The organism is Plantactinospora sonchi, from assembly GCF_036422035.1.
GTDB classification, from domain to species: Bacteria; Actinomycetota; Actinomycetes; order Mycobacteriales; family Micromonosporaceae; genus Plantactinospora; species Plantactinospora sonchi.
Map to the genome: position 1 here is coordinate 13,118 of NZ_JAZGQK010000007.1, position 14,925 is coordinate 28,042.

Genomic DNA, 14,925 nt, shown 5'->3' on the forward strand with positions numbered 1-14,925 from the left:
GGGCGCGGGTGGCGTCCGGTCACCTGGTTCCGTCGGTGCCGGTCGCCCGCCCCACGGTGCTCTCCCGGACCACCAGCCGGTGCGGCGCGCGTAGTTCCAGGCCGGGCGGCGGGGTGGGGCTGCCGATCCGCAGGAGCAGTCGTTCCACCGCCGTCGCGGCGATCAGCTCCTTGTCCGGCGAGATGGTGGTGACGGTCGGGTTGGAGTACGCGCCGTCCTCGATGTCGTCGTACCCGATGACCGCCACGTCCTCGGGCACCCGCAGGCCCCGGGAGACCAGCGTGTGGATGGCGCCGAGCGCGACCAGGTCGCTGTAGCAGAACACCGCGTCCGGCCGTGCGTCACCGTCGAGCAGGTACGCCATCGCGCCGGCACCGTCCGGCCGGTTGAAGCGCGGTGTGGGGATGATCAGGTCCTCGTGCACCGGGAGGCCCCGCCGCTCGTGGGCCTCCCGGAACCCGCGGGTCCGCAACTGCGCCGCCTCACCGGTCTCGTACGGCTGGTCCCCGATCGCGGCGACCCGGCTGCGGCCGAGGTCGAGCAGGTGTTCGGTGGCCTGCCGGGAGGCCGCCACGTCGTCGATGCCGACATGGTCGAAGGTGCCGTCGCTGACCCGCTCGCCGAGGATGACCAGGGGCAGGGTGAGGTCCCGGTCGGCCAGCGCCGACTGGGAGAGCCCGAGCGGGCTGAAGATGACCCCGTCGAAGAGGAGCCGGTGCGCGCCCCGGGTGATGAGCATCCGCTCGTGCTCGCGGTCGCCGTCGGTCTGGTCGATGAGGACGTTGTAGCCCTGCACCCGGGCGGCGCGGATGATGCCCTGGAGCAGTTCCGCGAAGTACGGGGTGTCCAGGTAGGGCACCACCACGGCGATCTGTCCCGACCTGCCCTGGGCCAGGTTCCGGGCCAGTACGTTCGGCCGGTAGCCGAGTTCGTCGACGGCCCGTTGGACCCGCAGCCGGGTGCGCTCGGTGACGTTGGCGTAGCCGTTCACCACGTTCGAGACGGTGCGACTCGAGACCCCGGCGAGTTCGGCCACGTCACGGAGGGTGACCTCTCGTCCTCGTCGCATCCGGTCCCTCCCACGGCGGCGGCCTGATCGGTTGGCAGCACACGGCAGACGGCGGCGTGCGGGCCGCCGGGTGGTCCAGGGTCGGCGACCCCCGACCGAGTTTTCCGGCACGTTACCTCTTGCCGGCAATCAGGTGTCCGGGCATGCTGTTTGCAGCGCTGCAAAACGTGTACCAGGCAATGGGGGCCGGCCCTGTCCCACGTGACGTCACCGGCTGCCCTCCTCGTCATCGTGCCACTGATCCTGGTTCTCGTGCTGCCGCGGCGATACCGGTGCGGCGGGCGCACCGTCGGTGCCCTCCGGTAGCCGCCACCATCCCACCGCCAACCACCTCACCCGCTCATCCCGGCCAACCTCGCCTCGTCGAAGGGGAAACATGCTCAGCGCGTCGGTCGTACTGGATCCTGGCTCCGTGGTCGCCCCGGTCAGTCGTCGGACCTTCGGGTCCTTCGTGGAACACATGGGACGCTGCGTCTACACCGGCATCTACGAGCCGGGACACCCGCAGGCCGACGAGGACGGCTTCCGTACCGACGTACTCGCGCTGGTCCGGGAACTGGGCGCCACCGTGGTCCGCTATCCGGGCGGCAACTTCGTCTCCGGCTACCGCTGGGAGGACGGCATCGGGCCGGTGGCGGACCGGCCACGTCGCCGCGACCTCGCCTGGCACAGCGTGGAGACCAACGAGGTGGGCATCGACGAGTTCGCCCGCTGGGCCGCCAAGGCCGACATGGAAATCATGTACGCGGTCAACCTCGGCACCCGTGGCGTGCAGGAGGCCCTGGACGTACAGGAGTACCTCAACCACCCCGGGGGGACGTACCTGTCCGACCTGCGGCGGGCCAACGGCGCCCCGGAGCCGTACGGGATCCGGATGTGGTGCCTCGGCAACGAGTTGGACGGGCCGTGGCAGACCGGTCACAAGACCGCCCAGGAGTACGGCCTGCTCGCCGCCGGCACCGCCCGGGCGCTGCGCTTCGCCGAACCCGACCTGGAACTGGTCGCCTGCGGCAGTTCCGGCTCGTCGATGCCGACCTTCGGCTCCTGGGAGGCCACCGTCCTGGAGCACGCGTACGACGTCGTCGACTACATCTCCTGCCACGCCTACTACGAGGAGCTCGACGGCGACCGGGGCTCGTTCCTGGCCAGCGCCGTGGACATGGACCACTTCGTGGACAGCGTCGTCGCCACCGCCGACAGCGTGGGTGCCCGGCTGCGCAGCAAGAAGAAGATCAAGATCTCGTTCGACGAGTGGAACGTCTGGTACCTGTCCCGCTTCCAGGGGCAGCCGAAGCCGGCGGAGTGGGATGTGGCCCCGCGGGTGATCGAGGACGAGTACAACGTCACCGACGCCGTGGTGGTGGGCAACCTGCTCATCTCCCTGCTGCGGCACAGCGACCGGGTCACCGCGGCCTGTCAGGCGCAGCTGGTCAACGTGATCGCGCCGATCCGGACCGAACCCGGCGGCCCGGCCTGGCGGCAGACGATCTTCCACCCGTTCGCCCGGACGGCCGCGCTGGCCCGGGGTGACGTACTGACCACCCGGCTCGACTCGCCGACGTACCAGACCGACCGGTACGGCGAGGTGCCGGTGGTGGACGCGGTCGCCACGCATGACGAGGTGCACGGCGACCTGGTCCTCTTCGCGGTCAACCGCGACCAGGACCAGCCGGTCCGGCTCACCGTCGACCTGACCCGGTTCGCGGGCGAGTGGGAGGTGGCCGAGGCGTGGACGCTGACCGACGACGACCTGACCGCGACCAACACGGCCGACGCTCCCGACCGGGTCACCCTCCGTCCGACCCGGACCGCGTCGGTCGAGGGCGGCACCGCCACCGTGGAACTGCCCCGGGTCTCCTGGAGCGCCGTGCGGCTGGGCCGCCGGGCGAGCTGACGCCGCAGTGACGTGACCGGTGGCCGGGTCGTCCGACGACGGTCCCGGACGCCGTCCCCGGTCGGGCGACCACCCGCCGGGGGAGAGGGCCCGGTGGCCGGTCGGGCAACGCGCCCGGCCGGCCACCGTGGTCCGGTCAGTCCAGTCGGAAGGTGGTCCGGGCCCCGGCCGTCGGTCCGGTGGTCAGCCGTCCCCGGTCGTGCCGCAGGTAGCGCCCCGGATCACCGGCCGACCGCAGGGTGACCCCGGAGGACTGCTCGGTCCGGTGGAAACTCGCCTGTCCGGCGAAGTCGGCGCCGGTCTCGACCGGGTCGAGCCGTACCGCGTCGCCGGCCGCCCGGACGTACCGGTCCGGGAAGTTCACCGACTGCAGCGACGTGCTGCCCTCGCCGGCGAGCCCCGGCACGAACCGGAACTGGGTGTCGGCGAGTTCCCGCACGTCGGCCTCGACCCGCAGCAGGTAGTCCGCGTGCCGGACGTACGCCGTCGGCGCGTCGGCGGGCGAGAGCCGGACGATCGGCCCACCCACGCCGACCGGTACGCCGAACAGCGGTGTGCCGTCGCGGTGCCAGTACAGCCGCTGCACCCGGGTGTGCCGGTTCGGGTCGTAGAGCGGGTCACCGACGATGTCCCGGTAGTCGCGGGCGTGGTAGACGAGGACGTCGGTCACGCCGTCCTCGGCGACGGTGAACGAGTTGTGGCCCGGGCCGTACTGCCGGGTCCGCTCGTTGGTGGTGAACACCGGGTCCGGCGTCTTGACCCAGGACGCCCGGTCGAGCAGGTTCGCGTCCGCGTCGGCGGTGAGCAGGCCCATGCAGTACCGGGCGTCGGTGGCGCTGGCCGAGAAGGTCAGGAAGACCCGACCGTTGCGGACCAGCACCGCCGGACCCTCGTTGACCCGGAACCCCTGGATCTCCCAGCTCCGGGTCGGGGTGGCGATCCGGACCGGCTTGCCGGTGATCGTCCAGGGCGAACTCATCGCGGCGATGTAGAGGCTGGAGTTGACCGCTATCTCCGGCTCACTCTGGGCCCAGACCAGATACCGGCGCCCCCGGTGCGTGAAGGTGGTGGCGTCCAACGAGAAGCTGTCCCACTCCGTGGCGATCTGCCGGGGCGCCGTCCAGCCGGTCGGGTCGCGCGGGTCGGCCAGGGCCGACTCCAGCACGTACATCCGGATCCGGAAGACGTCGTCGGAGTCGCCGGCGGCGAAGTAGACGTACCACCGGCCGTCGATGCGGTGCAGTTCCGGCGCCCAGATGTGCCCGCCCATCCGGCCGGAGGCCGGCCGCCGCCAGATCACCGACTCGGTCGCGGTGCCCAGCCCGGCGATGGTGTCGGCGCCCCGGACCACGATCCGGTCGTACTCCGGGACCGAGCCGGTGAAGTAGTACATCCCGCCGACCGGGTGGGTGACGAACGGGTCCGCCCGTTGCCGGACCAGCGGGTTGACCGTGGGTACCGCGCCGGGCTGAGCGGCGGCGTGGGTGGCACGACCGGCGGCGGGTGCGGTGCCGGGAAGTCCGGCGACAGCGCTGGCGGCGGCCGCGCCGAGACCACCCCGGAGCAGCGTACGGCGGCCGATCTGCTGACTCATGACGGTTCTCCTATCGGGTACGCAGCCGGAGGAAGGTGACGGAGTTCGGCGGGAAGGTCCGGGTGAACACCGACCCGACGCCCCGGACGGTGCTGGTCACCGGTTGGATCGGCTCGGCCGAGCGGGTGTTCTGTTCCTGCGGGTCACCGGTGATGACGGTCATCCGGGCGGTGTCCCGGACCCGACGGCCGGCGAGGTCGATCCGGGTGGTCGCCGGCGAGTCCTGGGCGTTGACCACCTTGACGATCAGTTCACCGGCGGCCCGGTCCTCGGTGATCACGTGGGCGAACGGCTCGGTCACCCGGTCGTCGGCGAAACTGCCCCACTCCTGACCGTCGAGGTAGAGGGTCACCCGGGTGCCCCGGACCGAGATCCGGAGGTCGTACGTCGTGCCGGTGGTGACCGCGTTCGGCTTGGCGAGCAGGGTTTCCTTGCCACCGCCGGTCGCCTTCTCGACGGCACCCTGGGTGTTGTTCCAGCCGCCCAGGTTCCACCAGTAGAAGTTGCCGGAGTCCTTCACCCCGAAGGCGACCAGGAAGCCTTCCGCACCGGCGAGCTTGGTCGCCCGCACCGTCAGGTCGTAGTCGGAGGTGGCGATCTCGGCCGCCTTGACCAGGGTGTCCTGCGCTGCGGTGTCGGACTGGACGTATCCGCCGTCCACCACCGACCACGCACCCCGGTTGGCGAGCGGGGTCCAGCCGTCGGCCCCGGTGGAGAAGTCGTCCTCGAAGAGCACGGTCCCGTCCGGCGCGGTGACCCGTACGTCGTCGTAGCGGGCCGAGGTGGCCCAGGTGGAGAGCCCGATCGCCCCGGTGATCGGCTGCGGCCGCACCACCTTCCCGGTCGCCCGGCTCGGCACCACCCGGTCGCCGACGTTGTTCATGAACAGCTTCTGCACCTGGTAGCTGGTCGAACCCCACGACTCGTCGTTGTCGAACCAGATCAGGTCCGGCCGCCACTGCACCTCGTCGACGTTCGCCAGCAGTGGTGCGTACGACGCCAGCCGCACCACGTCGGCGTTGCGCTCCAGCCCGGTCATGTACGCCGCCTCGGCCAGCGAGTTGAACAGCTTGTTGTCCTGCGACGCGTACTCGCCGAGGAAGACCTTCGGACCGGCCCGGTCGTAGTCGTCGTAGCGCCGGTTGTGCTGGAGGAACCAGGTCGGGCTGTTGTAGTAGTGCTCGTCGACCATCGGCACACCCGTCGCCCGGTTCCTTTCCCAGAGCCGGTCGAAGGTGACACCCGCATCGTCCGGCCCGGAGTTGCTGATCACGGTGATCCCCGGGTACGCCGCCTCGATCGCGGACCGGAACCGGACGAAGTTGGCGAAGAACTCGTCGGGCAGGTTCTCCTCGTTGCCGACCGCCAGGTGGGTGAGCCGGAACGGTGCCGGGTGACCCATCTCGGCGCGCAGTCCGCCCCAGGTCGAGGTGACCGGCCCGGTGGCGAACTCGATCAGGTCCAGGGTGTCCTGGATGTGCCGGCGCAGCAGCTCCTCGTCGTGCGTGGCGCGGTTCTGCCCGCACCCGGTGACCAGGGCCGGCACCACCGGCAGCGGCATCGCCCCGATGTCCTCGGCGAACTGGAGGTACTCGTAGTAGCCGAGCCCGTAGGACTGGTTGTAGCCCCAGAAGTTGGCGTTGGTGGCCCGGGTCTCGACCGGGCCGACGGTCTCCTTCCACTGGTAGGAGCGGGCTCGGGGCCAGCCGCTGGCGGCGTCGTAGCCGTGGTGGCTGCCGGTGTTGACCAGACAGCCGCCGGGGAACCGGACGAACCCGGGCTTCAGCGCCGCGACCTTCTCGGCGAGGTCCCGGCGCAGGCCGTTCGGTCGGCCCTTGAAGGTGTCCCGGGGAAAGAGCGAGACCATGTCCAGGCGGAGTGTGCCGGTGCCGCCGGCCCGCACCGAGAGGCGGGCCGCGTCGGTGGTCCGGGTCGCGGTCAGAGTGCCGGCGTACCGGATCCAGGTGTCGCCGCGCACGGTACGGGTGAGCGCGCCGCCGAGTGGCTGCCCGTTCGGATCGTGCAGGGTCACCGCCAGTGGTGTGCCGTCGGGCGCGTCGGTGCGGGCCCACACCGAGAAGTCGTACCGGGCTCCGGCGGTGAGCGCGATTCCGGTGTGGAAACCGGCGTTGGTGACGCCGTACCGGCCGCCGTCGGGACTGGCCAGGGCGAGCCGCAGGTACGTGCGGTTCCGCTCGTTGAGTCGGGCGTTGTCGTCGACCGTGGTCGCGGTACCGGACCCGCCGCCCTCCGCCCCGGTGGTCCACCCGGTCAGCCCGGTGTACGCCGGATTGTCCACCGGCAGGAACTCGAACGACCGGTTGCGGAGCAGTTCGGCGTAGATCCCGCCGTCGGCGGCGAGATTGATGTCCTCGAAGAACACGCCGTACATCCGGTCGTTGATGCTCGGGCCGGTCCGGTCGGGATCGACGGTGACCGTGTAGTCGGGTGGGCTGGGCGGAGCCTGTGCCGTGGCCGGCGTCGCGACGGCCGAGGTCAGCAGCACGAGGGCCGCCAACCCGGTGGGTACGCGTGCGCGCGTCATCCCTGTCCTCCTGAACTTCGGAGCCGGTCGGCTGCTGTTAGCGCCAACATCAAAAGGCGATCGTCGACGCAGTCGTCGCTGAGGACTGCGCTTTCCTTGCAGGGGCCGGAGACATGTGAGCGTTAACCCCGAATAGATCGAGTATTGTCGCTGCGCAACATGCCGTCAACACCCCGGTCGTCCCGTCGTAGCAGCGCGGGCGAGGGCCGTGACGCCCGCGCCCACGGGTCCGGCCCGTCGATCGACGCGGCGTGCCACCTCGTGCCGGTTGACCGGGAGCCGCTCCCCTACACTGGCGGGGATTCCGCACCCGCCCGTCACCGATCCGGTGCCGCCGATGGTCGTCGTCCCCGCGAGGTCGTGACCCCGGCAGGGTCGGCGGAGACGGACGGGGGCGTGGGAGGGCGGGGGAGCGAGATGGTGATGCGCGAGCCCGCGATGACCGACGTGGCCCGTCTCGCCGGGGTCTCCCACCAGACGGTGTCGCGAGTACTCAACGGACATCCGAACGTCCGGGAGCAGACCCGGCTGCGGGTCCAGGCGGCCATCGCCGAACTCGGCTACCGGCCCAACCGCGCGGCCCGCGCCCTGGTCACCGGCCGCTCACAGGTGATCGGAGTGGTGGCACAGAACACCACGCTCTACGGTCCGGCGTCCCTGCTGGCCGCCTTCGAACAGGCGGCCGCCGAGGCGGGCTTCGCGGTCAGCGTGGGCAGCGTACGCAGCCTCGACCACCGCTCCATCTCGGCGGCTGTCGAGCGGCACCTGGCGCACCGGGTCGCCGGCATCGTGGTGATCGCGCCGGTCGAGTCGGCCGGCGAGGCGTTGGAGCGGCTGCCCAAGGACGTCCCACTGGTCACCGTCGACGGCGATCCCTGCCGACCCGTGCCACTGGTCACCGTCGACCAGGTCGCCGGGGCCCGGGCGGCGACCCGACACCTGCTGGACGCGGGCCACCGCACGGTGTGGCACGTCTCCGGCCCGGCGGACTGGTTCGACAGCGCCGGCCGCATCGAGGGCTGGCGCAACGAGTTGCTGGCGGCGGGCGTCGAGGTGCCACCGGTGATGCCGGCGGACTGGTCGGCCGCGTCCGGCTATCGGTGCGGGCAGCTGCTCGCCCGGATGCCGGAGGTCACCGCCGTCTTCACCGCCAACGACCACCTCGCGCTCGGCGTGCTGCGTGCCCTGAGCGAGTACGGCCGCCGGGTGCCCGAGGAGGTCAGCCTGGTCGGCTTCGACGACGTGCCGGAGGCGGCGTACTTCATCCCGCCGCTGACCACCGTCCGGCCGGACTTCGCCGCGGTGGCCGAGGCGAGCCTCGGCCTGCTGCTGACCCAGATCGAGTCCGGGGCCGCCGACACCCTGCGCCGGACCATCGCGCCGACCCTGATCGCCCGCGCCAGCGTCGCCGCACCGCCCGGCTGACCGGGCGGGCGCCAGCGACTCAGTCCGCCTGCGATGGGCGATCGTGGCCACTCAGCCCGTTTGCGGTGGGCGATCGCAGCGACTCAGTCCGCCTGCGATGGGCGGGCGCGGCGGCGGGGTCGCCCGGGGCGGGCCGCACTGGCCCGGGCCACCAGTTCCGGCGCGAGCACCACGTGGTCGGGTGGCGTCGCGTCGTGCTGCTGGTCGATCTGGTGGAGCAGCACCGCGAGACTGCGTCGACCGAGTTCGGCGAAGTCCTGCCGCACCGTGGTCAGCGGCGGCAGGAAGTACTCCGAGTCGGGGGTGTCGTCGAAGCCGACCACGCTGACCTGCTCCGGCACCCGTCGGCCGGCCTCGTGCAGGGCGCGCAGCACACCGAGCGCGATCTGGTCGTTGGCGCAGAAGATCGCGGTCACCGAGGGGTCGGCGGCCAGCAACCTGCCCTGTTCGTAGCCGGAGCGGGCGGTCCACGCGCCGGGCTCGACGGGCGGCACGATCGCGCCCGCCGCGTACAGGGTGCGTCGCCAGCCCTCGATCCGTTCGTGCGCCTCGGGCCAGTCGGGTGGTCCGGCCACGTGGTGGACCGTCGCGTGTCCCAGGTCGAGCAGGTGCTGGGTGGCCAGCCGGGCACCCGCGGCGTTGTCGATCCGTACCGTGGGGACGGCGTCGTCGTCGACCCCACCGCCCACTCCGACGCTGGCCAGACCCGACGGCACCTGCAGCAGCGCGTTGGTGACCGTGGGCTTCGGCGCGATCGCGATGATGCCCTCCACCGACTGCTGGCAGAGCCGGTCGATGGCGTCGAGCACCGACTGGCGTTCGAGGTTCGGCACCGTGGCGACGCTGACGAAGTATCCGGCCCGGCGGGCGGCGTCCTCGATGCCGTAGAGCATCGACGCGGGTCCGAACAGGGTGGTCTCGAAACCGATGATGCCCAGTGTGCGTGACCGGCGGGTGACCAGGGTACGGGCGGCGAGATTGCGGCGGTAGTTCAGCGCCCGCATCGCCTCCAGGACCCGTAACCGGGTTTCCTGGCGGACGTTCGGGTGGTCGTTGAGCACTCGTGACACGGTCTGGTGGGACACGCCGGCCAGCCGGGCGACATCCCGCATGACCGAGCCGCGCTGGCGGATCCGCGCCACCTCGGCCGGTCCGGCGTCTCCGTCCCCGGTCGGGGGATTCAACCGCACGTGGTCCTCCTGATCTTGATGTTACCGATCACACTCTACCGGCCGCCGCCGCTGGTTGGCCGACACCGCTTCGGTCCGGCGCTCGTCACTGTGGTGGGTAACGTGCCGGAAACGTTCTCGGAGACGGTCTTGACGTCGAGATAGAGAACGGTAACATTCTCGCACGCAGCATGTGATGCACGACACGAACCGGCCCCTGGTGGATGTGGCTCCGGCCTGACCTGTCCTCCGCGCCGGGGATGTCCTGGTATGAACTCAACGACCGTCGATCGTCAGTCACTACCTCAAGATCAGAGATGTGATCGTTCACCTCGTGCAGGCCAGTCGGCCGGCGAGCCGCGCCGGGGGCGCGGACCGATCCGCCGCCGTACCGGCGGCAGACGACAGGAGGGCGCAGTGTCCAAGAGATGGTCCGTGGCGGTGCTCAGCGGCGTGATGGTCGCCGCGACGCTCTCCGCGTGTGGTGGCGAGAGTGGAAACGGCGCCGCCGACGATGGCAAGATCACCATGGGTTTCTCGCAGGTGGGCGCGGAGAGTGGCTGGCGCACCGCGAACACCGACTCGGTGCGTAAGGCGGCCGAGGAGGCGGGCATCGAACTGAAGTTCTCCGACGCCCAGCAGAAGCAGGAGAACCAGATCAAGGCCATCCGCAGCTTCGTGCAGCAGAAGGTCGACGTGATCGCCTTCTCGCCGGTGGTCGAGTCCGGTTGGGACACCGTGCTCAAGGAGGCCAAGGACGCCGGCATCCCGGTGATCCTCACCGACCGGGCCATCGACTCCCCGGACACCTCGCTGTACAAGACCTTCCTCGGCTCCGACTTCGTGGAGGAGGGCAAGAAGGCCGGTCAGTGGCTGGTCGAGGCGTACCAGGGCAAGTCGGAGCAGGTCAACATCGTCGAACTGCAGGGCAACACCGGCTCCGCCCCGGCCAACGACCGTCGTGACGGTTTCGCGGAGGTGATCAAGGCCGACCCGAAGTTCAAGGTCATCGCCTCGCAGACCGGCGAGTTCACCCGGGCGAAGGGCAAGGAGGTGATGGACGCGTTCCTCAAGGCGCACACCGACATCGACGTGCTCTACGCGCACAACGACGACATGGGCCTGGGCGCGATCGAGGCGATCGAGGCGGCCGGCAAGAAGCCCGGCGTCGACATCACCATCATCACCGTGGACGCGGTGCGGGACGGTATGCAGGCGCTCGCCGACGGCAAAATCAACTTCATCGTCGAGTGCAGCCCGCTGCTCGGGCCACAGTTGATGGACCTGGCCAAGAAGGTCGTGGCCGGTGAGACCGTGCCGGCACGGGTGGTCACCGAGGAGACCACCTTCACCCAGGAGCAGGCGAAGGCCGCGCTCCCGCAACGCCAGTACTGACCAGGAACAGCGACGACACACCGACCGCCCCGGCCACACCCGGCCGGGGCGGCCGGCTCGGGACGGGGAGGACATGGCCGAGGCGACTCCGATAGTCACGATGACCGACATCAGCAAACGGTTCCCCGGCGTGGTCGCGCTGGACGGGGTCGACTTCCGGTTGCTGCCCGGCGAGGTGCACGCCCTGATGGGCGAGAACGGTGCCGGGAAGTCGACACTGATCAAGGTGTTGACCGGGGTCTACGACATCGACGAGGGCGACATCCGGCTGGCCGGCGAGTCGGTCCGGTTCACCGGTCCGCTACAGGCGCGGCAGGCCGGCATCAGCACCGTCTACCAGGAGGTCAACCTCTGCCCCAACCTGTCGGTGGCGGAGAACATCCAACTCGGCCGCGAACCACGGCGCCTCGGCGCCATCCGCTGGGCGGAGCTGCGGCGACGGGCGAGCGAGCTGGTCGGCCGGCTGGGGCTCGACATCGACGTCACCGCACCGCTCGGCACGTACTCGTTGGCCGTGCAACAGATGGTGGCGATCGCCCGAGCCGTGGACATCTCCGCCAAGGTGCTCATCCTCGACGAGCCGACGTCCAGCCTGGACGCCGGCGAGGTGGCGCAACTGTTCCGGGTCATGCGGCAGCTCAAGAGCGAGGGGGTGGCGATCCTGTTCGTCTCGCACTTCCTCGACCAGGTCTACGAGATCGCCGACCGGATGACGGTGCTGCGCAACGGCCGGCTCATCGGCGAGTACCGGGTCGCCGAACTCTCCCAACTGGAACTCGTCGCCCGGATGATCGGCAAGGACCTGGCCACCCTGGACGAGCTGGCGGAACACTCCCGGCGCCCGCTGGCCACCGTGGAGCGGGGCGAGCCGGTCGTCGACGCCCGGGAGCTGACGCGTACCGGCGCGGTCGCGCCGTTCAGCCTCACCATCCACGCCGGCGAGGTGGTCGGGCTCGCCGGCCTGCTCGGCTCGGGGCGTACCGAGGTGGCCCGGCTGCTCTTCGGCGCCGACCGGGCCGACCACGGCAGCCTCCGGATCGACGGCGCCGAGGTCAACCTCCGCAGCCCCCGAGCCGCGATGGCCCACCGGATCGGGTTCTGCTCGGAGAACCGGCGTACCGAGGGGCTGGTCGAGGAGCTGACCGTCCGGGAGAACATCATCCTCGCCCTCCAGGCGGCCCGTGGCTGGTCACGACCGATCCCGCGGCGACGGCAGGACGAGCTTGTCGACCGGTACGTCCGCGCGCTGGACATCCGCCCGGCGGACCCGGAGGCGCGGGTCGGTCACCTCAGCGGCGGAAACCAGCAGAAGGTCCTGCTCGCCCGTTGGCTGATCACCGAACCCCGGCTGCTGATCGTGGACGAGCCGACCCGGGGCATCGACGTCGGCGCCAAGGCGGAGATCCAGCGGCTCGTCGTCGAACTCTCCGACGGCGGGATGGCGGTGCTGTTCATCAGCGCCGAGCTGGAGGAGGTGCTGCGGTTGAGCCACAAGATCGCGGTGCTACGCGACCGGCGGCTGGTCGAACAGGTGGAGAACTCCGAGGACGTCGACGCCGACCGGATCATGCGGACGATCGCCAGTGGAGGTACGGCATGACGAACGCGGGCACCCTGCGCGAGCTGCTCCGGCACCGGCTGGTCTGGCCGGTCGCCGTACTCGTGCTGCTCATCGTCGGCAACCTCGTCTTCACGCCGAGCTTCCTGTCGATCGAGGTGCGCGAGGGTCACCTCTACGGCTCGCTGATCGACATCCTGCGGTCCGCCGCCCCGCTCGCCCTGGTGGCCCTCGGCATGACGCTGGTCATCGCCACCGGCGGCATCGACCTGTCGGTCGGCTCCGTCGTCGCCATCTCCGGCGCGGTCGCCTGCTGGTGGATCGCCGGACTCGGTGACCAGAACAGCCTCGGCGGGGTGCTCGGCGCGGTCGGTCTGGCGCTCGGCCTGTCCCTGCTGCTCGGCGCCGGCAACGGGCTGTTGGTGGCGGCCGTCGGCATCCAGCCGATCATCGCGACGCTGATCCTCATGGTGGCCGGCCGCGGGGTCGCCCAGCTCATCACCGACGGACAGATCATCACGGTGAACTCGGACCCGTACAAGGTGATCGGGGCGGGCTACTGGCTCACCTTCCCGGTCTCGGTCCTGATCGTCGCGGTCATGGTTGCCGGCACCCTGGTGCTCACCCGGCGTACCGCGCTCGGCCTGCTGATCGAGTCGGTCGGCGGCAACCCCACGGCGAGCCGGCTGGCCGGCGTCAACGCCCGCCGGCTCACCGTGCTGGTGTACGTCTTCGCCGGTCTCTGCGCCGGCCTGGCCGGCCTGATCGTCAGCTCGAACGTCTCCAGCGCGGACGGCAACAACGCCGGCAACCTCATCGAACTGGACGCGATCCTCGCCGTGGTGATCGGTGGCACCGCGCTGGCGGGCGGGCGGTTCTCCATCGTCGGCAGTGTCATCGGCGCCCTGGTGATCAAGACGCTGGACATCACCATCTACACGATCGGCGTGCCGACCAACACCACCCTGCTGTTCAAGGCCGTTGTGGTGGTGGTGCTCTGTCTCGCCCAGTCACCCGCGTTCCGGGCCCGGGTCCTCGGCCGGCGGCGACGCGGGCCGGTGGTACCCGATCCGGCCCCGCCCGCGTCGAAGACGGAGGTGCCGGTATGACCCGGCAGGGACGGCGGGACCACGCGCGCAGCGAGGAGGCACGATGACCGACCTGGAGACCCGGACGCCACCGGTGGCCACCGCCACCGGCAGTCGCGGCCGTGGCCGCCGACTGAACCAGCGGCACCTTCCGGTGCTGGCCACCCTGGGACTGCTCGTCCTGATGTACAGCGTCGGGGTGGTCAACTACGAGGGCTTCTCCGACACCCAGATCGTGCTGAACATCTTCGTCGACAACGCGTTCCTGCTCGTGGTCGCGGTCGGCATGACCTTCGTGATCCTCACCGGCGGGATCGACCTGTCGGTGGGCGCGGTCGTCGCCCTGACCACCCTGATCGCGGCGGAACTGCTCGGTGCGGGCTGGCCGGCGGCGACGGTGCTGCCCCTCGTCCTGCTGGTCGGTACGGCGATCGGCCTCGGCATGGGCTGCATCATCCACTTCTTCGAGGTCCAACCGTTCATCGCGACCCTGGCCGGGATGTTCCTGGCACGTGGGCTGTGCTTCCTGATCAGCGAGGACTCGGTGCCGATCGCCGACCCGTTCTGGACCGGCGTCGCGCAGCAACGACTCGCGTTCGGCGGGTTCTTCATCTCGATCAGCGCGGTCGTCGCCGTCCTCGTGGCGCTGGTCGCCGCGTACGTCCTCGCGTACACCCGGTTCGGTCGGACCGTGTACGCCGTCGGCGGCAACCCGCAGTCGGCCGGGCTGATGGGCCTGCCGGTGGGCCGCACCCGGATCGCGGTCTACACGATCAGCGGGTTCTGCTCGGCGCTCGGCGGCGTACTGCTCAGCTTCTACATGCTCTCCGGCTACAGCCTGCACGCGCAGGGCACCGAACTCGACGCGATCGCCGCGGTGGTTATCGGCGGCACGCTGCTCACCGGCGGCTCCGGTTACCTCTTCGGCACCGTGCTCGGGGTGCTGGTCTACGGGCTGATCCAGACGATCATCACGTTCCAGGGCGATCTCAGCTCGTGGTGGACCCGGATCGTGATCGGCGTGCTGCTGCTCGCGTTCATCCTCCTGCAACGGCTCGTCACACACCGGCGTCGCTGACCGTCGGGAGTCCGGGCGCGGCAGCCGCGCCCGGACTCCGTACGGTCGACGGCGGTTCATCCACCGGCGGGTGCGACGAATGGCATGCCTGGTCCGTCGCGATCGGGGCT

Annotated in this window: 10 protein-coding genes; 6 read left to right on the plus strand and 4 right to left on the minus strand. The window is 70.6% G+C overall.

The features are described from left to right. Positions 1-19: 19 nt before the first annotated feature. Positions 20-1,069: a LacI family DNA-binding transcriptional regulator gene (locus tag V1633_RS09435; RefSeq protein WP_331213838.1), complete on the minus strand. Its 1,050-nt coding sequence runs from the start codon at positions 1,067-1,069 to the stop codon at positions 20-22. Between the two features lie 376 nt (positions 1,070-1,445). Here V1633_RS09435 and arfA point away from each other — a divergent pair, with 376 nt between their 5' ends. Continuing rightward, positions 1,446-2,963, plus strand: a complete 1,518-nt coding sequence (gene arfA / locus V1633_RS09440) for an arabinosylfuranosidase ArfA (RefSeq protein WP_331213839.1) — start codon at positions 1,446-1,448, stop codon at positions 2,961-2,963. Between the two features lie 136 nt (positions 2,964-3,099). On the opposite strand, the gene V1633_RS09445 is transcribed toward arfA, so the two are convergent. Further along, positions 3,100-4,557: a family 43 glycosylhydrolase gene (locus V1633_RS09445; protein ID WP_331213840.1), complete on the minus strand. Its 1,458-nt coding sequence runs from the start codon at positions 4,555-4,557 to the stop codon at positions 3,100-3,102. A 10-nt stretch (positions 4,558-4,567) separates the two neighbouring features. Beyond that, positions 4,568-7,102, minus strand: a complete 2,535-nt coding sequence (locus V1633_RS09450) for an alpha-L-arabinofuranosidase C-terminal domain-containing protein (protein WP_331213841.1) — start codon at positions 7,100-7,102, stop codon at positions 4,568-4,570. A 423-nt stretch (positions 7,103-7,525) separates the two neighbouring features. On the opposite strand from V1633_RS09450, the gene V1633_RS09455 reads away from it, so the two are divergent. Then, on the plus strand, positions 7,526-8,527 hold the full coding sequence (locus V1633_RS09455; RefSeq protein ID WP_331214193.1) for a LacI family DNA-binding transcriptional regulator: 1,002 nt from the start codon (positions 7,526-7,528) through the stop codon (positions 8,525-8,527). Positions 8,528-8,610: 83 nt separating this feature from the next. Here the strand turns inward: V1633_RS09455 and V1633_RS09460 are convergent, their stop codons facing one another. Then, positions 8,611-9,639 (minus strand): LacI family DNA-binding transcriptional regulator, encoded by a 1,029-nt coding sequence (locus V1633_RS09460; RefSeq protein WP_407951996.1) that lies wholly within the window; start codon positions 9,637-9,639, stop codon positions 8,611-8,613. Positions 9,640-10,152: 513 nt separating this feature from the next. Between V1633_RS09460 and V1633_RS09465 the strand changes: the two genes are divergently transcribed. From V1633_RS09465 to yjfF, 4 genes are all read left to right on the plus strand, one after another. Continuing rightward, positions 10,153-11,091 (plus strand): ABC transporter substrate-binding protein, encoded by a 939-nt coding sequence (locus V1633_RS09465; RefSeq protein ID WP_331214194.1) that lies wholly within the window; start codon positions 10,153-10,155, stop codon positions 11,089-11,091. Between the two features lie 73 nt (positions 11,092-11,164). After that, the gene (locus tag V1633_RS09470) at positions 11,165-12,691 is read left to right on the plus strand and encodes a sugar ABC transporter ATP-binding protein (protein ID WP_331213843.1); all 1,527 of its coding nucleotides are present in this window, start codon (positions 11,165-11,167) and stop codon (positions 12,689-12,691) included. Beyond that, entirely contained in the window at positions 12,688-13,758 is a 1,071-nt protein-coding gene (locus V1633_RS09475) for an ABC transporter permease (RefSeq protein ID WP_331213844.1), read from the plus strand. The genes V1633_RS09470 and V1633_RS09475 overlap by 4 nt, the downstream gene beginning before the upstream one ends. Before the next feature lie 43 nt (positions 13,759-13,801). After that, entirely contained in the window at positions 13,802-14,815 is a 1,014-nt protein-coding gene (gene yjfF / locus V1633_RS09480; protein ID WP_331213845.1) for a galactofuranose ABC transporter, permease protein YjfF, read from the plus strand. The last annotated feature ends 110 nt before the right edge of the window (positions 14,816-14,925 follow it).

What these genes read in the sequence shown, in the direction of transcription:
- V1633_RS09450 (WP_331213841.1), bottom strand. Translation starts at nt 7,102, where the DNA reads ATGACGCGCGCACGCGTACCCACCGGGTTGGCGGCCCTCGTGCTGCTG.
- V1633_RS09460 (WP_407951996.1), bottom strand. Translation starts at nt 9,639, where the DNA reads ATGCGGGATGTCGCCCGGCTGGCCGGCGTGTCCCACCAGACCGTGTCA.
- V1633_RS09455 (WP_331214193.1), top strand. Translation starts at nt 7,526, where the DNA reads ATGCGCGAGCCCGCGATGACCGACGTGGCCCGTCTCGCCGGGGTCTCC.
- arfA (WP_331213839.1), top strand. Translation starts at nt 1,446, where the DNA reads ATGCTCAGCGCGTCGGTCGTACTGGATCCTGGCTCCGTGGTCGCCCCG.
- V1633_RS09475 (WP_331213844.1), top strand. Translation starts at nt 12,688, where the DNA reads ATGACGAACGCGGGCACCCTGCGCGAGCTGCTCCGGCACCGGCTGGTC.
- V1633_RS09435 (WP_331213838.1), bottom strand. Translation starts at nt 1,069, where the DNA reads ATGCGACGAGGACGAGAGGTCACCCTCCGTGACGTGGCCGAACTCGCC.
- yjfF (WP_331213845.1), top strand. Translation starts at nt 13,802, where the DNA reads ATGACCGACCTGGAGACCCGGACGCCACCGGTGGCCACCGCCACCGGC.
- V1633_RS09445 (WP_331213840.1), bottom strand. Translation starts at nt 4,557, where the DNA reads ATGAGTCAGCAGATCGGCCGCCGTACGCTGCTCCGGGGTGGTCTCGGC.
- V1633_RS09470 (WP_331213843.1), top strand. Translation starts at nt 11,165, where the DNA reads ATGGCCGAGGCGACTCCGATAGTCACGATGACCGACATCAGCAAACGG.
- V1633_RS09465 (WP_331214194.1), top strand. Translation starts at nt 10,153, where the DNA reads ATGGTCGCCGCGACGCTCTCCGCGTGTGGTGGCGAGAGTGGAAACGGC.